The sequence below is a fragment of the Corynebacterium axilliensis genome (assembly GCF_046097495.1).
Taxonomy (GTDB): Bacteria; Actinomycetota; Actinomycetes; order Mycobacteriales; family Mycobacteriaceae; genus Corynebacterium.
Map to the genome: position 1 here is coordinate 1,870,162 of NZ_CP175768.1, position 18,122 is coordinate 1,888,283.

At 63.9% G+C, this 18,122-nt stretch carries 18 protein-coding genes and 3 tRNA genes; 12 read left to right on the top strand and 9 right to left on the bottom strand.

Annotation, left to right across the window (positions count from 1 at the left end; genetic code table 11):
- The 3 genes from recF (at position 1) to gyrB (ending at position 3,940) form a co-directional block, all read left to right on the top strand.
- Positions 1 to 1,185 (top strand): DNA replication/repair protein RecF, encoded by a 1,185-nt coding sequence (gene recF / locus ACKFR8_RS08960; RefSeq protein ID WP_408929828.1) that lies wholly within the window; start codon positions 1 to 3, stop codon positions 1,183 to 1,185.
- Positions 1,178 to 1,720: a DciA family protein gene (locus ACKFR8_RS08965; RefSeq protein ID WP_408929829.1), complete on the top strand. Its 543-nt coding sequence runs from the start codon at positions 1,178 to 1,180 to the stop codon at positions 1,718 to 1,720. Before recF ends, ACKFR8_RS08965 begins: the two co-directional genes overlap by 8 nt.
- A 168-nt stretch (positions 1,721 to 1,888) precedes the next feature.
- Positions 1,889 to 3,940 carry a DNA topoisomerase (ATP-hydrolyzing) subunit B gene (gyrB, locus tag ACKFR8_RS08970; protein ID WP_408929830.1) on the top strand — a complete coding sequence of 684 codons (2,052 nt, stop codon included), beginning with the start codon at positions 1,889 to 1,891 and terminating at the stop codon, positions 3,938 to 3,940.
- A gap of 76 nt (positions 3,941 to 4,016) precedes the next feature.
- On the opposite strand, the gene ACKFR8_RS08975 is transcribed toward gyrB, so the two are convergent.
- From ACKFR8_RS08975 to ACKFR8_RS08990, 4 genes are all read right to left on the bottom strand, one after another.
- Positions 4,017 to 4,463 carry a DUF6918 family protein gene (locus ACKFR8_RS08975; RefSeq protein WP_408929831.1) on the bottom strand — a complete coding sequence of 149 codons (447 nt, stop codon included), beginning with the start codon at positions 4,461 to 4,463 and terminating at the stop codon, positions 4,017 to 4,019.
- A 44-nt stretch (positions 4,464 to 4,507) separates the two neighbouring features.
- Complete coding sequence (locus ACKFR8_RS08980) at positions 4,508 to 4,966, bottom strand: hypothetical protein (protein ID WP_193633906.1); 459 nt, start codon at positions 4,964 to 4,966, stop codon at positions 4,508 to 4,510.
- Positions 4,967 to 5,037: 71 nt separating this feature from the next.
- Positions 5,038 to 5,298, bottom strand: coding sequence for a cell filamentation protein Fic (locus ACKFR8_RS08985; protein WP_296133895.1), 261 nt, complete (start codon positions 5,296 to 5,298; stop codon positions 5,038 to 5,040).
- 3 nt (positions 5,299 to 5,301) lie between these two features.
- Positions 5,302 to 5,520, bottom strand: a complete 219-nt coding sequence (locus tag ACKFR8_RS08990; RefSeq protein WP_296133898.1) for a CopG family transcriptional regulator — start codon at positions 5,518 to 5,520, stop codon at positions 5,302 to 5,304.
- 102 nt (positions 5,521 to 5,622) lie between these two features.
- Between ACKFR8_RS08990 and gyrA the strand changes: the two genes are divergently transcribed.
- From gyrA to ACKFR8_RS09010, 4 genes are all read left to right on the top strand, one after another.
- On the top strand, positions 5,623 to 8,220 hold the full coding sequence (gyrA, locus tag ACKFR8_RS08995) for a DNA gyrase subunit A (protein ID WP_408929832.1): 2,598 nt from the start codon (positions 5,623 to 5,625) through the stop codon (positions 8,218 to 8,220).
- A gap of 3 nt (positions 8,221 to 8,223) precedes the next feature.
- Positions 8,224 to 8,568 carry a DUF3566 domain-containing protein gene (locus ACKFR8_RS09000; protein WP_296133902.1) on the top strand — a complete coding sequence of 115 codons (345 nt, stop codon included), beginning with the start codon at positions 8,224 to 8,226 and terminating at the stop codon, positions 8,566 to 8,568.
- A 79-nt stretch (positions 8,569 to 8,647) separates the two neighbouring features.
- Positions 8,648 to 8,724: transfer RNA gene (locus ACKFR8_RS09005), tRNA-Ile, on the top strand.
- 9 nt (positions 8,725 to 8,733) lie between these two features.
- Positions 8,734 to 8,806 (top strand) — tRNA-Ala (locus ACKFR8_RS09010).
- A 184-nt stretch (positions 8,807 to 8,990) separates the two neighbouring features.
- Here the strand turns inward: ACKFR8_RS09010 and ACKFR8_RS09015 are convergent.
- On the bottom strand, positions 8,991 to 9,896 hold the full coding sequence (locus ACKFR8_RS09015; protein WP_408929833.1) for a polysaccharide deacetylase family protein: 906 nt from the start codon (positions 9,894 to 9,896) through the stop codon (positions 8,991 to 8,993).
- 170 nt (positions 9,897 to 10,066) lie between these two features.
- On the opposite strand from ACKFR8_RS09015, the gene ACKFR8_RS09020 reads away from it, so the two are divergent.
- Positions 10,067 to 10,139: transfer RNA gene (locus ACKFR8_RS09020), tRNA-Ala, on the top strand.
- Positions 10,140 to 10,681: 542 nt separating this feature from the next.
- Positions 10,682 to 11,314, top strand: coding sequence for a hypothetical protein (locus ACKFR8_RS09025; protein ID WP_408929834.1), 633 nt, complete (start codon positions 10,682 to 10,684; stop codon positions 11,312 to 11,314).
- Between the two features lie 41 nt (positions 11,315 to 11,355).
- Here ACKFR8_RS09025 and ACKFR8_RS09030 read toward each other — a convergent pair whose 3' ends face one another.
- The 3 genes from ACKFR8_RS09030 to ACKFR8_RS09040 all read right to left on the bottom strand — a co-directional run bounded on the left by ACKFR8_RS09030 (position 11,356) and on the right by ACKFR8_RS09040 (position 13,284).
- Positions 11,356 to 11,841: a GNAT family N-acetyltransferase gene (locus ACKFR8_RS09030; protein WP_408929835.1), complete on the bottom strand. Its 486-nt coding sequence runs from the start codon at positions 11,839 to 11,841 to the stop codon at positions 11,356 to 11,358.
- A 69-nt stretch (positions 11,842 to 11,910) separates the two neighbouring features.
- On the bottom strand, positions 11,911 to 12,114 hold the full coding sequence (locus ACKFR8_RS09035) for a hypothetical protein (RefSeq protein ID WP_296134854.1): 204 nt from the start codon (positions 12,112 to 12,114) through the stop codon (positions 11,911 to 11,913).
- Positions 12,115 to 12,375: 261 nt separating this feature from the next.
- Positions 12,376 to 13,284: a hypothetical protein gene (locus ACKFR8_RS09040; RefSeq protein WP_408929836.1), complete on the bottom strand. Its 909-nt coding sequence runs from the start codon at positions 13,282 to 13,284 to the stop codon at positions 12,376 to 12,378.
- Between the two features lie 311 nt (positions 13,285 to 13,595).
- On the opposite strand from ACKFR8_RS09040, the gene ACKFR8_RS09045 reads away from it, so the two are divergent.
- Both ACKFR8_RS09045 and metE read left to right on the top strand, forming a co-directional pair.
- Positions 13,596 to 14,519: a methylenetetrahydrofolate reductase gene (locus tag ACKFR8_RS09045; RefSeq protein WP_408929837.1), complete on the top strand. Its 924-nt coding sequence runs from the start codon at positions 13,596 to 13,598 to the stop codon at positions 14,517 to 14,519.
- Complete coding sequence (gene metE / locus ACKFR8_RS09050; RefSeq protein WP_408929838.1) at positions 14,516 to 16,780, top strand: 5-methyltetrahydropteroyltriglutamate--homocysteine S-methyltransferase; 2,265 nt, start codon at positions 14,516 to 14,518, stop codon at positions 16,778 to 16,780. Before ACKFR8_RS09045 ends, metE begins: the two co-directional genes overlap by 4 nt.
- Positions 16,781 to 16,856: 76 nt before the next feature.
- Here the strand turns inward: metE and ACKFR8_RS09055 are convergent, their stop codons facing one another.
- Positions 16,857 to 17,501 carry an HAD family hydrolase gene (locus ACKFR8_RS09055; RefSeq protein WP_408929839.1) on the bottom strand — a complete coding sequence of 215 codons (645 nt, stop codon included), beginning with the start codon at positions 17,499 to 17,501 and terminating at the stop codon, positions 16,857 to 16,859.
- A gap of 69 nt (positions 17,502 to 17,570) precedes the next feature.
- Between ACKFR8_RS09055 and ACKFR8_RS09060 the strand changes: the two genes are divergently transcribed.
- Positions 17,571 to 18,101 carry a peptidylprolyl isomerase gene (locus ACKFR8_RS09060; protein ID WP_296134302.1) on the top strand — a complete coding sequence of 177 codons (531 nt, stop codon included), beginning with the start codon at positions 17,571 to 17,573 and terminating at the stop codon, positions 18,099 to 18,101.
- Positions 18,102 to 18,122: the final 21 nt, after the last annotated feature.

The window sequence follows — 18,122 nt, forward strand, 5'->3', positions numbered from 1 at the left end:
ATGTACATTCGGGATCTCGATGTCAGGGACTTTCGCTCCTGGCCCGAGCTCAACCTTGAGCTGAAGCCGGGGATCAGCCTTTTTGTGGGCCGCAATGGCTTCGGCAAAACCAACATCGTCGAGGCCATCGGGTACGCAGCGCATTTGTCCTCCCACCGCGTATCGCACGACGCCCCGCTGGTGCGCCAGGGCGCGCAGAACGCGCGCATCTCCGCCACCGCGGTAAATCAGGGCCGCGAGCTTACCGCGCACCTGCTCATTAAGCCGCATGCGGCGAACCAGGCGCAGATCAACCGGACCCGGCTGAAGTCCCCGCGGGAGTTGCTCGGCGTGGTCAAAACCGTGCTCTTTTCGCCGGAGGATCTGTCGCTGGTGCGGGGCGAGCCGGTCACGCGCCGTCAGTACCTGGATGACATTATTGCCTCGCGCACCCCGCGTCTGGCGGGGGTGAAGGCGGATTACGACAAGGTGTTGAAGCAGCGCAATGCGTTGCTCAAGGGGGCGTCGCCCAGCTTGCGCCGCGGATACAGCGACAGTGACGGGGCCTCGGCCCTGGCTACTCTCGACGTGTGGGATACGCAGCTGGCGTCGTTGGGCGCGCAGGTGATTGAGGCGCGCCTCGCGCTTGTCGACGCCTTGCGGGAACTCATCCCCGCCGCCTACCGCGGCCTGGCACCCGAGTCCCGTCCGGCCAGCGTGGAGTACAAGTCCACCGTGGACGTGTCCGACCGCGAGGTCATCGAGGCGATGATGCTCACGGAGCTCGCGGCGGTGCGGCAGCGCGAAATCGAGCGCGGGATATCGCTGGTGGGGCCGCACCGCGACGATCTTGTGCTCAACCTGGGCCAGAGCCCCGCCAAGGGCTTTGCCAGCCACGGCGAGACGTGGTCTTATTCCATTTCTCTGCGCCTGGCGGAGTTCAACCTGTTGCGCCAGGAGGGCACCGATCCGATCCTTATCCTCGACGATGTCTTTGCGGAGCTCGATGCCAAGCGCCGCCAGAAGCTGGTGCACCTTGCCGCCGAGGCCGAGCAGGTGCTGATCACCGCGGCGGTGGATGAGGACCTGCCGGGTAACCTGGAGCCCATCGAGCGCTTCAACGTCACCGTCCGCGATACCGACGAGGGACGAATTTCAGAGATTGCGCGCGCTGCCGAGCCAGAGGGGGCAGAAGACGATGAGTGATGCAGAATTCGACCCGGTCAAGGCGCTGTTTGAGCGGACCCGAAGCACCTCGAAGAACCCGCCCAAGCTCAACCGCCCGATGCCGAAGATGAACCTGGGCCAGCAGCCGGCGGATCAGCAGCCGAAGACCTACCGGCGCGGCAGGCCCACCGGTCCGGACGGTCGCCGGCGGCGCCGCAGCCTGGACATTCCTAGTTTGGGTTCGCAGATCCAGCGCGAAATTGGCAAGCGCGGCTGGGAGCACGAGCTCGCGCACGGGTGGGTCATGGGCAACTGGGAGAACCTGGTGGGCGAGCGCATTGCCGCGCACACGCAGCCGCTGAACATCAAAGAACAGGTGGTGTACGTGGCCTGCGATTCCTCCAGCTGGGCCACGGAGCTGCGCTACCTGCAGCGCCCCATCTTGCAGAAGATTGCTGACCGCCTTGGCCCCGACGTGGTGGCCAAGCTGCACATTCAGGGCCCGAAGCAGCACCGCAATTACGAAGGCCGGCAGTGGGTCAAGCCCCAAGGCTCCCAAGACACGTACGGGTAGGGTGACCGGCTGGCCGACGGGCCAGTGAAATCCGGAAGGATCGTGGGATCGCTAAATTCACGTAAATTTGCCTCTCTCACTGGCGTGCAGTGCCCTTGCGTGGGGGGACACAGTGTAGAATAGACAAAGTCTTAGATTTAGCTCTAGCCAAAAGGAGAACACGAATCCGTGGCTGAACAACACGCATATGATGCGGGGTCAATTACGATTCTGGAGGGCCTGGAGGCCGTTCGTAAGCGCCCCGGCATGTACATCGGTTCCACCGGTGTGCGCGGTCTGCACCACCTGATCTGGGAGATTGTTGACAACTCCGTCGATGAGGCCATGGCCGGCTACGCCGACAAGGTTATCGTCACCCTGCGGGAGGACGGCGGCGTCGAGGTTATCGATAACGGCCGTGGTATCCCGGTGGAGATGCACGCCTCCGGCGCCCCGACGGTGCAGGTGGTCATGACCCAGCTGCACGCCGGCGGTAAGTTCGACTCCGAGTCCTACGCGGTGTCCGGCGGTCTGCACGGTGTCGGTATCTCCGTGGTCAACGCGCTGTCCACCCGCGTCGAGGCGGACATTAAGCGCAGCGGCAAGCACTGGTACCAGAACTTCACTAATGCCATCCCGGATGAGCTGGTGGAGGGCGATAACGCCCGCGGTACCGGTACCACCATCCGCTTCTGGCCGGACCCGGAGATCTTTGAAACCGTCGAGTTTAACTACGACACCATCGCTCGCCGCCTGCAGGAGATGGCCTTCCTCAACAAGGGCCTGACTATCGTCCTGCGCGATGAGCGCGCCATCTCCAAGGAGCAGGCGGAGCTGGAGGAGATCGCCGAAGCGGGCGATGCCCCAGTGAGCCTGAGCAGCCTAGATGAGAAGGGCGAATCCGGCGCGGATGGCGAGGGTGACGAGGCGCAGGCGGCCAAGAAAAAGAAGAAGGAAGTCACCTACCACTACCCGAACGGTCTGCAGGACTACGTTGAGTTCCTCAACAAGACCAAGTCCGCGATTCACCCGACCATCGTGGCGTTCGACGTCAAGGGTGAGGACCACGAGGTAGAAATCGCGCTGCAGTGGAACCAGGGCTACAAGGAGTCCGTCCACACCTTCGCCAACACCATCAACACCCACGAGGGCGGCACGCACGAGGAGGGCTTCCGCGCAGCGCTGACCTCCCTGATGAACCGCTACGCCAAGGAGCACAAGCTGCTTAAGGAGAAGGACGGCAACCTCTCCGGCGATGACTGCCGTGAGGGCCTGGCCGCCGTGATCTCCGTGAAGGTGGGAGACCCGCAGTTCGAGGGCCAGACCAAGACCAAGCTGGGCAACTCCGAAATCAAGGGCTTTGTCCAGCGCGCGGTCAACGAGCACCTCAACGATTGGTTCGACGCCAACCCGGCGGAGGCCAAGGTCATCATCAACAAGGCCGTCTCCTCCGCGCACGCCCGCGTGGCGGCCCGCAAGGCCCGCGAGCTGGTGCGCCGCAAGTCTGCCGGCGACTTGGGCGGCCTGCCAGGCAAGCTGGCGGATTGCCGCTCCAAGGACTCCAAGCTCTCTGAGCTCTACATCGTGGAGGGTGACTCCGCAGGTGGTTCCGCCAAGGGCGGCCGCGATTCCATGTTCCAGGCCATCCTGCCGCTGCGCGGCAAGATCCTCAACGTGGAGAAGGCGCGCATGGACAAGGTGCTCAAGAACGCAGAGGTCCAGGCCATCATCACCGCTCTGGGCACCGGCATCCACGAAGAGTTCGACATCTCCAAGCTGCGCTACGACAAGATTGTGCTTATGGCCGATGCCGACGTGGACGGCCAGCACATCGCCACGCTGCTTCTGACCCTGCTCTTCCGCTTCATGCCGCAACTGGTGGAGGACGGCCACGTCTACCTGGCTAATCCGCCGCTGTACAAGCTCAAGTGGGCCAAGGGCGAACCGGGTTACGCCTTCTCCGACGCGGAGCGTGACAAGCTGCTGGCGGAGGGCCTGGAAGAGAACCGCAAGATCAACAAGGACGACGGCATTCAGCGCTACAAGGGTCTGGGTGAGATGAACGCGTCTGAGCTGTGGGAGACCACGTTGGACCCGAACACCCGTATCCTGCGCCGCGTTGACCTGGAGGACGCGCAGCGCGCCGACGAGCTCTTCTCCATCCTCATGGGTGATGACGTCTCTGCTCGTCGCTCCTTCATTACCCGCCGCGCCAAGGACGTTCGTTTCCTCGACGTCTAAGCGCCCAGCACGACGAAAGGCCAGCGCCCCTCGCAAGGAGGGAGGCTGGCCTTTTGTGATCGGTGCGTAGTTAGGGTTAGGCGGCGTCCATGTGGCGCTGCAGGATGCTGCCCATCGTCGAGATGTTGGGCTCCAAGATGGAGGAGGCCTTGCCGCGCAACGACTTGTAGGCGCGAGCCAGGCCCGGGGCGGTGATCTCCTCGGCGGACTTATCCGCGCTGGCCATGATGGACTCAGTGATCTCGGCGCTGCGGCCGTCCAAGTAGGTGCCGAAGTCGGACTGCTCAGAGCCCTCGAATTCTTGCCAGTAGGGCTCTAGGGAGTTGAGCAGGTCCGGCAGGAGGCGGTTAACGCCCTTGGAGACGACCGCGGAATCGGTCTTCTTAGCCGCGGCTAGGGCGCCTTTGAACGCCATGCCGGAGATGCCGCTGAGGGAGGACACGGCGTCCTCGGCGGCCTGGGAAAGATTGGCCACGACGGCGTTGCGGGTAGGGGACTGCAGGAGCTGAGTGAGGTTAGCCATGCTGTAGAGCCTACTGTGCCGTGCGCTGTGCCGCGTACTGCTACTTACTGTGCGGGGGCCGGGGCGCTGGAGCCGGCCTTCATGGCGGCGATCTGGTCGGCGATCTCCGGGAAGTTGTTGTCGCGGGCGAGGCGCTCCAGGTCGAAGTCAAGGCCACCCTCGTAGAGGCGGTTGTGCTCGGAAGAACCGGAAGAGCCTGCCATGCCGATCTGCGCGGCGAACTCGTCCACCTGGGCGCGCAGGGCCGGGACGTTGTCGGTGATGAGCTTGAGCACAGCGAGGATGCCGACGATGGAGCCGCCGATGATAAGACCCATGTCGATAGGGGTGGAACCCGTCAGGGAGGAGCCTTCTTCACCCTGCACGAAGTCGGGGTTCTTGCCATCCTCCCAGCCCTGCGGGCCGGAGGCGGTGGCGGAGGACGCAGCGGACGCAGCGGGGGTCGCGGCGGTGGCCAGGGTGGTGGCCACGACGCCAGCGGCGAGGAGCTTCTTGATGGACATGAAAGAGGAGTTCCTTTCTGGGGGTCACCGCGGGGCCAAACGGCAGCAGCGGATTCTTTAACACGTTTAACTTACATAACTTCTGCAACAGAAAGATAGACCTGCGCGCAAAATCCTGCGAATTCTTCGTTCTTTCCGCTCAGCGCCGGTACCGCCCGAAGCACTGACTCCAGCGCGCGAGCCGCCTCGTGGCGGTTGCCGTGCACCGCAATGCCCTCGATACTTGCCGTGCTCGCGGCGGCAGCGGCGGCAAGGGCCGCGAAGTCGAGGAGGCGCACTCGGTAGACCCGGCAAAACTCTCGGGCGACCAGCGCGAGTTGTTCCACGCTCATGGGTTATCGCCGTCCGCGGGCCTGGCGGATTTCAGCCTCCAGCTCCGCGCGGCCGGGCAGGAGATGGCGGGCGGTGTCCTGCACTGCGGCGTCGCTAAGCGTGCGCGACGCCGCCGCCACCACCGCCCGGACCACCGCCTCATGTTTGGAGGTTCCCTGCGCCGAGGCCAGAAGTGTGAGCGCGTGATCTTGCTCAGGGGTAAGCCGCAGTGTCATTGCCATGCCCTCAGGCTAGCACCCTGTGGTATCATCGTGATACCACCTCTGCGACCCGGCCCCGCCATAGGGCGTCACACGGGCCTTTAGGCGGTACTATGAGGTGTTATGAGTGAAAACAACGGCGATCTGTTTGATCGCATCCACCCCATTGACATCAATGAGGAGATGGAGTCGAGTTACATCGACTACGCCATGTCCGTCATCGTCGGCCGTGCCCTGCCGGAGGTCCGAGATGGTCTGAAGCCGGTCCACCGCCGCATCCTCTACGCCATGTATGACTCCGGCTACCGCCCGGATCGCGGCTACGTGAAGTCCGCCCGCCCGGTGTCGGACACGATGGGCCAGTTCCACCCGCACGGTGACTCCGCAATTTATGACACCCTCGTGCGCCTGGCCCAGCCGTGGAACATGCGCTATCCGCTGGTCGACGGCCAGGGTAACTTCGGTTCCCGCGGTAATGACGGCCCCGCCGCCATGCGTTACACCGAGTGCCGCATGACGCCACTGGCGATGGAGATGGTGCGCGATATCCGCGAAAACACCGTTGACTTCGCCCCGAACTACGACGGCAAGACCCAGGAGCCGGTGATCCTTCCGTCCCGCGTTCCGAACCTGTTGATGAACGGCTCCGGCGGTATTGCCGTCGGTATGGCCACCAACATCCCGCCGCACAACCTGGGCGAGCTGGCGGAGGCCATCTACTGGCTGCTGGACCACCCGGAGGCGTCGGAGGAGGAGGCTCTGGCCGCCTGCATGGAGCGCGTCAAGGGCCCGGATTTCCCCACCGCCGGCCTCATCGTGGGCGACCAGGGCATCAAGGATGCCTACTCCACCGGCCGCGGCTCTATCCGCATGCGCGGTGTGACCTCCATTGAGGAGGTGGGCAACCGCCAGACCATCGTGATTACGGAGCTGCCGTACCAGGTCAACCCGGACAACATGATCTCCAACATCGCGGAGTCCGTGGTCAACGGCAAGATTGCCGGTATCGCCAAGATTGAGGACGAGTCCTCCGACCGCGTGGGCATGCGCATCGTGGTCACCCTCAAGCGCGACGCCGTGGCGCGCGTTGTCCTCAACAACCTGTACAAGCACTCCCAGCTGCAGACCTCCTTCGGCGCGAACATGCTCTCCATCGTCGATGGTGTGCCTCGCACCCTGCGCCTGGACCAGATGCTGAGCTACTACGTGGCTCACCAGATCGAGGTCATCGTCCGCCGTACCCAGTTCCGCCTGGATGAGGCGGAGAAGCGCGCCCACATCCTGCGCGGCTTGGTCAAGGCGCTCGACATGCTCGATGAAGTCATCGCGCTCATCCGCCGTTCCCCGACGGTGGATGAGGCCCGCGAGGGCTTGATGCAGCTTCTCGACGTTGACGAGATCCAGGCCGACGCCATCCTGGCCATGCGTCTGCGCCGCCTGGCCGCCCTGGAACGTCAGAAGATCATCGATGAGTTGGCGGAGATCGAGGAGATCATCGCCGACCTCAAGGACATCCTCGCCCGCGAGGAGCGCCAGCGTCAGATCGTCCACGACGAGCTCCAGGAGATCGTGGAGAAGTACGGCGACGAGCGCCGCACGCAGATTGTCGCCGCCTCCGGTGACGTCTCCGACGAGGACCTCATCGCCCGCGAGAATGTCGTGGTCACCATCACCTCCACCGGCTACGCCAAGCGCACCAAGGTGGACTCCTACAAGGCGCAGAAGCGCGGCGGCAAGGGCGTGCGCGGCGCGGAGCTCAAGCAGGACGACATTGTGAAGAACTTCTTCGTCTGCTCCACGCACGACTGGATCCTGTTCTTCACCAACTTCGGCCGCGTCTACCGCCTCAAGGCCTACGAGCTGCCAGAGGCAGGCCGCACCGCCCGCGGCCAGCACGTGGCCAACCTGCTGGAGTTCCAGCCGGAGGAGAAGATTGCCCAGGTCATCCAGATCCAGTCCTACGAGGACGCTCCCTACCTGGTCCTGGCTACGCAGCAGGGCCGCGTAAAGAAGTCCCGCCTCACCGATTACGAGTCCGCGCGCTCCGCTGGACTCATCGCCATCAACCTCAACGAGGGCGATGCGCTGATCGGCGCTCAGCTGGTCAGCGAGGGCGACGACATCCTGCTCACCTCTGAGCAGGGCCAGGCCATCCGCTTTACTGCCGACGACGACCAGCTCCGCCCGATGGGCCGCGCCACCGCCGGCGTGAAGGGCATGCGCTTCCGCGGCGACGATCAGCTGCTGTCCATGTCCGTGGTCAACGACGGCCAGTTCCTGCTGGTGGCCACCTCCGGCGGCTACGGCAAGCGCACCGCCATCGAGGAGTACACCCCGCAGGGCCGCGGCGGCCTCGGTGTCATGACCTTCAAGTACACCCCGAAGCGCGGCAAGCTCATCTCCGCTATTGCCGTGGAGGAGGACGACGAGATCTTCGCCATCACCTCCGCCGGCGGCGTGGTGCGCACCGAGGTCAACCAGATTCGCCCGAGCTCCCGCGCCACGATGGGCGTGCGCCTGGTCAACCTGGCGGACGACGTTGAGCTGCTCGCCATCGACCGCAACGTGGAGGACGACGGCGAGGAAGATGCCCAAGCGGTGGCGAAGGGCGAGAAGTCCGTGGAAGATGTCCAACAGGAGCACCTGAAGCTTGGCGACGACGCCACTGCCAAGGGCGCTGACAAGGACAGCAGCCAGGACACCACCGAGGGCGAGGAGTAATTCATGATCGGACGAGAGCTTCACCTAGCGCGGATTTCACCCATGTCGGCGTTCCGCGTGGGCTTGGCGATGTCCCTCGTCGGCCTCGTTGCCTGGATCATCGCCGTGTGCCTGCTGTACCTCGGCCTTGACCAGGCGGGGATCTGGGATTCCCTCAACTCGCTCGTGGGCGGTGTCGGCGGTGGCTTCGAGGTCAGCTTCGGCCTCGTGGTCTCAGCCGCCGCGCTCTTCGGGGCTATCGTTGCCGTGCTCATGACCATCTTGGCGCCGATCATGGCAGGCATCTACAACGCGATTGTGGATGTCTTTGGCGGCTTCAAGGTGCGGTTGCAAGAAGAGTCGCGATAGCGCCCTAAATACCGCATATGACCAGGCGATTTGTAATAGATCGCCGGTCGTATGTAGAGTAACTACTCGTTCCGGTCAAGGGCCTATAGCTCAGTCGGTTAGAGCGCATCGCTGATAACGATGAGGTCGCTGGTTCGATTCCAGCTAGGCCCACCACGGAACAATGGGGCATTAGCTCAATTGGTAGAGCATCTGCTTTGCAAGCAGAAGGTCAGGAGTTCGATTCTCCTATGCTCCACAGCATAGGTGGAAGGCGCCCGGCGGAAACGCTGGGCGCCTTTCGCGTTCCCGCCTACCTGGGGGTTAAGGGACCGGAGTAAAGGCACCATTTGGAGACCTCTAGCGGGAAAACCGCAGGTGAATGGATGCGAAAATGTGCAAAAGGTGCTTTTGCTTTGGTCCCAGAGCGGCCGCAGTGGGCTCTAGCGGGTGAAGTACTGCCTTCCCGCTTGGGGATTGGGGATGAGGCGGTCAAGGCTCACCGGATCCAGGCCCTTCGCGCGTAGCCCGTCGATGACGCAATCAGCGGCATCCACGGTGGTGGCGTGAATGTCGTGCATGAGGACAATGGAGCCGGGCTGGGCGCCGCTCACCGCGGCCTCGCAGACGTGCTCAGAATTGCGGTCCTTCCAGTCCAGGGTGTCGACGGCCCACAGAGCCTCTGCCTGCCCGTTGGTCCGTGCGGCAGCGTCCACAGTGCCGTTGGTGGCACCGTATGGCGGACGCATCCACCGAGGGTTCTCACCCGTCGCTGCCTTGATGGCGGCGGCCCCGGCCTTGATCTCGCCGTCCACCTCGCTGGGGGAGAGCTTGTTGAGCTCGCGGTGGGATGCGGTGTGGTTGCCCACCGTGTGGCCTTCGGCCTTCATGCGGCGTAGCAGCTCTGGGTGCGCGGTGGCATTGGGAGCCAAGACCATGAAGCTGGCGTGGGCGTCCTTGGCCTTCAGGGTATCGAGGAGCTGAGCGGTCAACTCGCCGGGGCCATCGTCATAGGTGATGGCTACGCAGTTGGAACAGGTGGAATCCGCGACAGAGGGAGACTTGGGTGTGGCCGGCCGCGCAGTCGCGTCGGCGGACTGGGTAGTGGAGCGGGCCGGTGCGGGCCGCGAGGAGCCCGCGAAGAGGGGACTGGACTGAAGCTCCTTCGGCAGAGCGGCAAAGGCATCCTGCTCGAGCTGTTCGAGGTCCTCCTGGACGTCGGAAAGCTGCGGCACCTGCGGCACCTGGGGCGCCTGCAGATCAGCTGCTGCGGCGGTGCCAGGCAGGGACGTGGATGCCGCGAGGGCAACGGCAATGGCGGAGCGGACAAGAACACTTTTTCGGCGCATGACAACCTTCCACAGACTTTTTCAGACGTCTCATTGTCTGCCTGGTGAAGGTGGATTATCCCTAGTGACACGCAACTAGAGTGAAAGAAGTTAACCAGTGAGGTCTAGCCGGGGCGTTTTGTCGGGTGATTTCGTTGCGTTCACCGAGAGGAGTACGCTTTAAAGGCATTGGGGCATTAGCTCAGTTGGTAGAGCGTTGCGTTCGCAATGCAAAGGTCAGGGGTTCGATTCCCCTATGCTCCACAACTGTCATGAGTCGCGACATCGTTGACACACCGGCATCTCAGTTTCTTTTGATCTGGGGTGCCGGTTTCGCTTTAGTCACATTCTCACTGTGTTCATAGGGCTCCGCAGGGTCCCCGCAGGCGCTGTCGGAGCCTTTCCGGGGATCGTTCCTTATCACTTCCCTGGTTTAGGCTTTTCTGGGGTCTGTTCGCGCGCTGCCACGAGACACCGCGATGCCGCCCGCGACGTTGTGCTGGAGCTGTCTAGGTGCGCATCTTTGCCTCGACTACGTACTCGTACCTGCGAGAATGTGGTTCTTGTTGGGAGCGGTGTGGCGACGGGAGTTATGTACGGGGCCGAGCGTGGGGGGCTTGCCTGGTGTCGCGCCATAATGCTGCGCGGATGTCAAGTGGATTTTTCGTTCCTGGTGCCGTGAAACACCAGCTCCTGGGGTTTTGTTGGCTGGGCTCTGGAGGCTCCTTTAGTCCCGTTGAAGCTAGATAGTTCATTAAATAACCTTCTGCCTCGGATCGACTCTCTATCGTGAAAGGAAAACTCGCATGGATCAGATCAACAAGATTCTCAAGCAGCTCAACTCCGGAAACATCCAAGAATTTGCAGCCGCCATCGTGGCCATCATCGCCGCCGTCAGCACCATCGCGGGCTTGGTCAGCTCCGGCGATCTCTCCAGCAGCAACTCGGGCACCTCCGCCAGCTCCCCGGCGGCGGGGTCGAACAACACGGCAACCAAGTCCATGCCCGCCACGGATACGTGGGTGTGGACAAATGGCCGTGGTGACAGCAACACTCAGGTCAGCATTAACGGCAAGACCTACAGCAACTCTTTCGTCAACACCTATTCCGAAACCACTCAGGATTCCTACTGGATTCGTCCGAACCGCAACGACCCGGATGTCGAGTTCAAGTACCTCTCCGCTACTCTCGGCTTCGACGACAACACGCTGAAGAATCAGCGCCCCGCCTACGTGCGCGTCCAGGCAGAAGTTGGTGGCAAGCAGGTGCTGAATGAGATTGTCCGTCCGGGCCAGGTCAAAAACATTCGGTTCGATATCGCTCGCTACTCCTCCGGCGCGAGCAAGAACATCGACTTCCGGCTCACCGGCTATGACTCCAAGAACGTCGAGGCCCCCATCGGTGGCATCGCCATTGCCAACCCGCAGCTGCACTACTAAAGAAGACTAAGTAGGCACCACGAACTAAGCGGACCGCGGGGCTACCGCGGCGAGTCGCTGAAGCGCTTCACCAGCACCTCGTGGCCGCGGCCGTGGCCCACCGGCTCGAAGCCAAGGTGCAGGTAGAGCCGGTGGGCGCGGTCGTTGTCTTTGGCCACCGAGAGCGAGATGCCGGGGGCGTTCATCTCGCGTGCGAGGACCGTGCAGGCGTCGAGAAGCATGGTGCCCACGCCCGGGCTGCGGAAGCGGGGTTCGACGGCGAGGGCCACCTCGGGGATGCCCTCAGCCACATGGCCATAGCCGTGGCGCTCGGCGGTGCCCCAGTTGAGCCAGGCGCCGCCCGCCGGCACGTTCCCCTCCCAGGCAATGAACCCGCCGCGGGAGGGCTCCCAGTCGCCCAGGTAATAGTCAAAGTCCGTGTCGAACTCCGCGGGCAGCTCCTTGAACTCGTCACCAAAGGTGTCGGTGAGGAAGTTCAGGCGGGCGAGATAAGTACGGTCGGCGTCAGTGAGGGAGAGTAATTGCATACCTCCCAGAATAGGAGCTTGTTGCCGTGTTCCTTAGCGCTAGGACCTCGGCGTGCTCTGAAGGGGGGGTTAGGACAGGTGGTAGTTGTCCACGTCGTAGCCGTTGAACTCACGAATCACGCCGTAATCATCCACCGAATGAAAGGTGGTGCCGTTCTCAATGGCGAAACGGAGGTTGTCCACGCGGGGGGAAGGGTCCCCCGCCACGGCGCCCGCCGGGAAGTAGAAGGTGTCCCCACCTTTGAGCTTGACTACGAGGGACTCGAAGCTCACGCCTTATCTCCTTGGTGCTGACAAAAATCGATTACTCGATAATCCAATAAAACCCACACAATGCGCGAGCATAAAAATGCGCGCGGGCACCAACCCTTTAAGAGGATCGATGCCGGTTACTAGAATTGAATCAGTTTGCCCACGTGGGGGCAAAGAGTTGAGATCAAGACAACGTAAACCCTCCCCCCCAAAGGCGGGGAGAGGGTTGTGGGGATCTGGTTTGCGGAGTCGCCGCTTAGCGGTCTGCGCTAGTTGCCAGTACTAGTTGTCCTCGTCAGTACGCAGGCGGTGCTTGCCCTCGGCCTCGTGGTCATCGGTGAGGCGGGCGGTGTCAGCACCTTCGCTATCGGCGTTGCTGACCTCGATCTCGGTTTCGATGGCGTCCCGGATGGCGTTTTCTTCCTCGCGGTGCTGAGCCAGCTGTTCATCCAGGGAGCCCAGCAGCTCCTCGTCGCGCTCGACCACGCCGTCCTCTGCCAGATCGGAGGTGTGGGTAGGAACGGCGTTGGCGCCGGCAGTGGTTGCCGTGGCCGCGGGGGCCTTGGCGTCATCCTCCGTGGTGGAGGTGTAGACCAAGGTGGAGCCCTGCGGGGCGGTGGTGGACGGGGTGGCAAAGTCCTCCACGCGCGGCGGGACCTCGGACTCCTTCTGCTTCTTCTGGGTGAAGAAGTAGTACACGCCACCGGCCACGGCGGCGAAGGCAGCCACGATGGCGGAGATCAGCCAGACCTTCGAGCCCTTCTTCTGCTCCTTGCGGGAGAGCTTCTGGGCGCGCTTCTTGGCCTTCTTCTGCACCTTGGCGGACTTCTTGGAGGCCTTCTTGCGGGCCTGGGCCGCCTTCTTCTCGGCGTTCTTCTGGGCCTTGCTCAGGCGCTTCGAGGCGGTCTCCTGGGCATCGGTGGCGGCAGCAGAAATCTTCTCGGTGGCCTCGTCGCTGTGCTCCTTGAGCTGCTCCAGGGCGCGCTCGAGGCGGGCGTGCGCCGCCTTGGTCACGGCGCCGGCCTCACGGCGGGCCTCCGGGAACCAGTCATTATCGCGCTCGTCCATCCGGGCGGCAGCGGTCTCGAGCACGGTGTACGCGTCACGCGCCTTCTCCTCGCGGTAGTCCTTGAGGCGGCTGCGCAGGGAGGAAGCCACGTTGAGCACTGTGTTCAGGGCGGTGGGATTCATGATGGGGCAGGCGCTCCTTATCTGGGTTTAGCCTAAGTCTCTCTCATTACATTCGGGAACTCTTCACCAGCGTAGTGGCGCTGCGCACGGCCCGCCACCACGTGTGGGGAGCAGCAACCGCGCGCCGAAATAGACAGCTTTGTACGGAACGCGGCGATTTTATTCACTTGGCTTTTGGCGTAACGGTGCAGCTAAGTGCCTCGGAATGGTAATACTAAAGCCCAGGCGCCTATCGCAGAAATGAACAGCTTGGTACGTTTTTTCGCAACAGCACAGAACAGTTACCCAGATGACCTGCAGAGGAGGTGAGCATGTCCCCGAGGATGTCCGCGTCGGCACCACTAGACCAAATCAGCGAAGATATACCCGAGCGCGCCGCGCGCCCCGCCTTGTCCTTCGAGGTGATCCCGCCGCGGCACGACGCCGACGCCGCCAAGATCGACCGTTTGCTTGCCACACTGACCGCCTATCACCCCGACTACATCGCGGTGACCAGCTCGCAGCGCTCCGGGTGGCTGGACGGCACCGCCGCCTTCATTGAGAAGATCTCCCGCGATACCTCCATGCGCCCGCTGGCCCACCTGGCCTGCACTGCCGGTACCGAGGAAGAACTCGAGGCCTGGATTGAGCGCCTGGTGGACGCCGGCGTGCGCGGCCTTCTTGCCCTCCGCGGTGACTTGCCCGAGGGCGGTATGCCCGAAGGCCACCTGCCGCACGCAGATTCCCTGGTCCGGCTCATCCGCCGCTGGGAGTCCGCCCGCGTGGCGCGCCTTGCCGCCGGCCGCTTGGCCGTCGGTGTGGCCTGCTACCCCAGCGGCCACGCGGAATCCGCCACCCCGGACGAGGACCTCGATGTCCTCCTGGCCAAGCAGCGCCTCGGCGCGGACTTCGCCATCACCCAACTCTTCTTCGACGCGGAGGATTACGTCCGCTTCGCCGAGCGCGCCCGGCTGGCCGGGGTGAGGATCCCGCTCATCCCGGGAATCATGCCGATGATCAGCCGGGCCCGGGTGGAGCGAATGTGCCAGCTGTCCGGGCTGGACGCCCCCCGGGGCGTGCTGGACCAGCTCGCGGCAGCGACCTCCCCGGAGGAAGAAAAAGAAATAGGCATGCAGCTTACAGCCGCGTTGGCCCAAGCCGTCCTGCGGGCCGGTGCCGACGGGCTGCACATCTACACGCACAACAATCCTGACATTACGACTGACCTGCTTAACCGAATTGGAGTGACACCATGACTGCACCATTCCCCAAGGCCACCATTGAGGGCTATCCGCGCGTAGGCGCCCACCGCGAGCTCAAGCGCGCGCTGGAGTCTTACTGGTCCGGCAAGATTGACGCCGAGACCTTCGAGTCCGCCGCGCACTCCCTGCGCCTGGACACCTACGCCCGCCTCAAGGACCTGGGACTGAGCGAGGACTATGCCATCCCGGCCGATGTCGCTTACTACGACCATGTTCTCGAGACCGCCCTGACCGTGGGGGCCGTCGAGGGCGAGAGCCTGGACGACGAGTTCACTCTGGCCCGTGGCAACAAGGACACCGCGCCGCTGGAGATGACCAAGTGGTTCGACACCAATTACCACTACATCGTCCCGGAAATCGCTGACGAGCAGTCCTTTACTGCCCGCCCGCAGCGCGTGCTCAAGATCGTGGAGGAGGCCCGCGCCGCTGGCCATGCCGTGCGCCCGGTGCTCGTGGGCCCGGTGACCCTTCTGGCCCTGTCCAAGCAGGCAGAGGGCGCCACCACGCAGCCGCTCGACCGCCTCGACGAGCTGGTGGAGTCCTACCTCACCGTGCTGGCCGCGCTTCACGACGCCAACGTGGAGTGGATCCAGCTGGCAGAACCGGCCCTGGTTGCTGACCTCGCCGCGGCTGACGACGCCACCCTCGCCGCCGCCCTCAAGACCGCTTACGGCCGCATCCTCGGTGCCGAGAAGCGCCCGCAGGTCTACCTCACCTCGCCGTATGGTTCCCTCAACGCGGGCCTCGACGCCATTGCCGAGCTCAAGCCGGAGGCCACCCAGGTCGACCTTTCCGTGGGCACGCTGGCTCTGGACAACTCCTACCTGGAGCGCGTCGCCAAGCTCGCCGAGGCAACCCACCTCGCCGCCGGCCTTGTCGATGGCCGCAACGTCTGGGCTGCCAACCTGCGCGACCTGCGCGAGAAGCTCGAGACCCTGGGTGACGGCGTGAGCGTGACCACCTCCGTGTCCCTGCAGCACGTGCCGCACACCGTGGAGGCAGAGACCTCCCTGCCGGTCGATGTGGCCACCTGGTTCGCCTTCGCCGACGAGAAGGTCCGCGAGGTCGTCGCACTGGCCGCCGGCCCCCTCGACGCCCCGGATGCCTACGCTCAGGCCGACCGCGCCGTGCGCACCCGTGCCGAGTCCTCCCGCACCCACAACCAGGCCGTGCAGGATCGCACCGCGCAGCTGCCGGAGGGCCAGGTCCAGCGCCAGCCGGAGTTCGCGGAGCGCAACAAGGCGCAGGAGTCCCTCGGCCTGCCGGTCCTGCCGACCACCACCATTGGCTCCTTCCCGCAGACCTCCGAGATTCGCGCCGCGCGTGCCGCTCACCGCAAGGGCGAGCTGTCCGACGCCGACTACACCGAAGCCCTGCGCAAGGAAGTCACCAGCGTCATCGAGCTGCAGGAGCGCCTGGGCTTGGACGTCCTGGTCCACGGCGAGCCGGAGCGCAACGACATGGTGCAGTACTTCGCCGAGCTTCTCGACGGCTTCGTGGTCACCGAGAACGGCTGGGTCCAGTCCTACGGCTCCCGTTGCACCCGTCCGCCGATCGTCGTCGGCGACATCTCCCGCCCGGAGGCCATGACCACCGAGTGGGCGAAGTTCGCCCAGTCCCAGTCTGACAAGCACGTCAAGGGCATGCTCACCGGCCCGGTAACCATCCTGGCCTGGTCCTTCGTGCGCGACGACGTCCACCAGTCCGTCTCCGCCGACCAGCTAGGCGTCGCGCTGGCCGACGAAGTGCGTGACCTCGAGGAAGCCGGCATCGACATCATCCAGATCGACGAGCCCGCCCTGCGCGAGCTGTTGCCGCTGCGCGAGGAGGACCGCAAGGCTTACCTCGATTGGGCCGTGCGCTCCTTCCGAGTGGTTTCGTTGCAGGCGAAGCCTGCAACCCAGATCCACACCCACCTCTGCTACTCGGAGTTCGGCCAGATCATCGACGCCGTCGCCGGCCTCGACGCCGACGTCACCTCCATCGAGGCAGCTCGCTCCCGCATGGAGCTCCTCGAGGACATCGATGAGAAGTTCCACTCCGAAATCGGCCCGGGCATCTACGACATCCACTCGCCGCGCATCCCGTCCGTGGCAGAGATGGCCGAGCTCATCCGCGCCGCTCTCAAGCACGTCCCGGTGGAGCGCCTGTGGGTCAACCCGGACTGCGGCCTGAAGACCCGCGGCTACGAGGAGACCGAGGCCTCCCTGCGCAACCTGGTCCTCGCCCGTGACGAGGTCCGCGCCAGCCTCTAAGCGCCCGCGCCCCGCGCGCACTAGGTCTTAAGCCCTCCCCACGCGGGGAGGGCTTTTGCCCGTTGTGCAGTGCTTGCTACAGCGCTGCGAAGTCCAGTGCTTCCAGCTCTGCCAACGAGGAGATATCGCCGCCCCCAGAGCGGTCGAGGTGCAGTGCCTTCAGGCCCGCTGCCCGCGCGCCCTCCACATCGTTGGCCAGGGAATCACCCACCATGAGGGTGGAGTCTGGCTCCGCGCCCAGCCGCCGGCAGGCCTCGAGGTAGGACTGCGGATGCGGCTTCGGGTGGCCCATCTCAACGGTGGGAAAGAGTTCTACTTCGGGCAGATCGAGTGCGCCCACCCGCAGCTTGCCCAACTGCATCTCACGGGCACCGTTGGTGAGAATGCCGACCTGGAAACCCTGCGCCAGGACGTGGTGGAGGGCCGGGAGGGCGTCATCAAACGCGCGCCAATGCCGCTCGTAGGCAGCCAGGTACGTATCGTATTCCGCCAGCGCCTCCTGCTCCGACATGTCCGGCCGGCCCAGGAACTCGCGGCAGCGCCCTATGCGCTGGCCCTGGTGGCTGACCTCACCGCGCTCGTAGGCGGCAAACCATTTCTTTTCACACTCGGCGAAGCGCTGCTGGTGACCTCCCGGAAGCCAGTCTTCTACGGCCGCATGCATGGCGGAGGCGTGGTCCATGAGGGTGTCATCGAGGTCGAAGAGAACGGCGCGGATCATGAGTGCAACCCTACGCAGATCGCTGACAGCGTCGCGGCGCAACGGCGAGGTGGAGGAAAATTCCATACAATGGCAGGCATGACTCAGAAGACCGCAACTGCAACGATGCACACCAACCACGGTGACATTGTTATCGACCTGTTCGGTAACCACGCACCGGTAACGGTGGAGAACTTCATCGGCCTGGCTAAGGGCGAGAAGGACTACACCACCCAGAACGCAAAGGGCGAGCAGTCCGGCCCGTTCTACGATGGCGCTATCTTCCACCGCATCATCGATAACTTCATGATCCAGGGCGGCGACCCGACCGGCACCGGTCGTGGCGGCCCCGGCTACCAGTTCCAGGATGAGTTCCACCCGGAGCTGCAGTTCGACCGTCCGTTCCTGCTGGCCATGGCCAACGCCGGGCCGGGCACCAACGGCTCCCAGTTCTTCATCACCGTGGCGCCGACCCCGCATCTGAACAACCACCACACCATCTTCGGCGAGGTCACCGACAAGGCTTCCCAGGAGGTCGTGTCCAAGATTGCAAAGGTCTCCACCGACCGCATGGACCGTCCTGCTGAGGACGTTGTCATCGAGTCCATCGAGATCGCCTAAGCGCTTTCGCGCTCATCCCCA

What these genes read in the sequence shown, in the direction of transcription:
- ACKFR8_RS08985 (WP_296133895.1), bottom strand. Translation starts at nt 5,298, where the DNA reads ATGAGCGTGGAACAACTCGCGCTGGTCGCCCGAGAGTTTTGCCGGGTC.
- ACKFR8_RS09040 (WP_408929836.1), bottom strand. Translation starts at nt 13,284, where the DNA reads ATGAATCCCACCGCCCTGAACACAGTGCTCAACGTGGCTTCCTCCCTG.
- ACKFR8_RS09045 (WP_408929837.1), top strand. Translation starts at nt 13,596, where the DNA reads ATGTCCCCGAGGATGTCCGCGTCGGCACCACTAGACCAAATCAGCGAA.
- ACKFR8_RS09015 (WP_408929833.1), bottom strand. Translation starts at nt 9,896, where the DNA reads ATGCGCCGAAAAAGTGTTCTTGTCCGCTCCGCCATTGCCGTTGCCCTC.
- ACKFR8_RS08975 (WP_408929831.1), bottom strand. Translation starts at nt 4,463, where the DNA reads ATGGCTAACCTCACTCAGCTCCTGCAGTCCCCTACCCGCAACGCCGTC.
- metE (WP_408929838.1), top strand. Translation starts at nt 14,516, where the DNA reads ATGACTGCACCATTCCCCAAGGCCACCATTGAGGGCTATCCGCGCGTA.
- ACKFR8_RS09030 (WP_408929835.1), bottom strand. Translation starts at nt 11,841, where the DNA reads ATGCAATTACTCTCCCTCACTGACGCCGACCGTACTTATCTCGCCCGC.
- ACKFR8_RS08990 (WP_296133898.1), bottom strand. Translation starts at nt 5,520, where the DNA reads ATGGCAATGACACTGCGGCTTACCCCTGAGCAAGATCACGCGCTCACA.
- ACKFR8_RS08980 (WP_193633906.1), bottom strand. Translation starts at nt 4,966, where the DNA reads ATGTCCATCAAGAAGCTCCTCGCCGCTGGCGTCGTGGCCACCACCCTG.
- ACKFR8_RS09055 (WP_408929839.1), bottom strand. Translation starts at nt 17,501, where the DNA reads ATGATCCGCGCCGTTCTCTTCGACCTCGATGACACCCTCATGGACCAC.
- ACKFR8_RS09000 (WP_296133902.1), top strand. Translation starts at nt 8,224, where the DNA reads ATGATCGGACGAGAGCTTCACCTAGCGCGGATTTCACCCATGTCGGCG.
- gyrA (WP_408929832.1), top strand. Translation starts at nt 5,623, where the DNA reads ATGAGTGAAAACAACGGCGATCTGTTTGATCGCATCCACCCCATTGAC.
- ACKFR8_RS08965 (WP_408929829.1), top strand. Translation starts at nt 1,178, where the DNA reads ATGAGTGATGCAGAATTCGACCCGGTCAAGGCGCTGTTTGAGCGGACC.
- ACKFR8_RS09025 (WP_408929834.1), top strand. Translation starts at nt 10,682, where the DNA reads ATGGATCAGATCAACAAGATTCTCAAGCAGCTCAACTCCGGAAACATC.
- ACKFR8_RS09060 (WP_296134302.1), top strand. Translation starts at nt 17,571, where the DNA reads ATGGCAGGCATGACTCAGAAGACCGCAACTGCAACGATGCACACCAAC.
- recF (WP_408929828.1), top strand. Translation starts at nt 1, where the DNA reads ATGTACATTCGGGATCTCGATGTCAGGGACTTTCGCTCCTGGCCCGAG.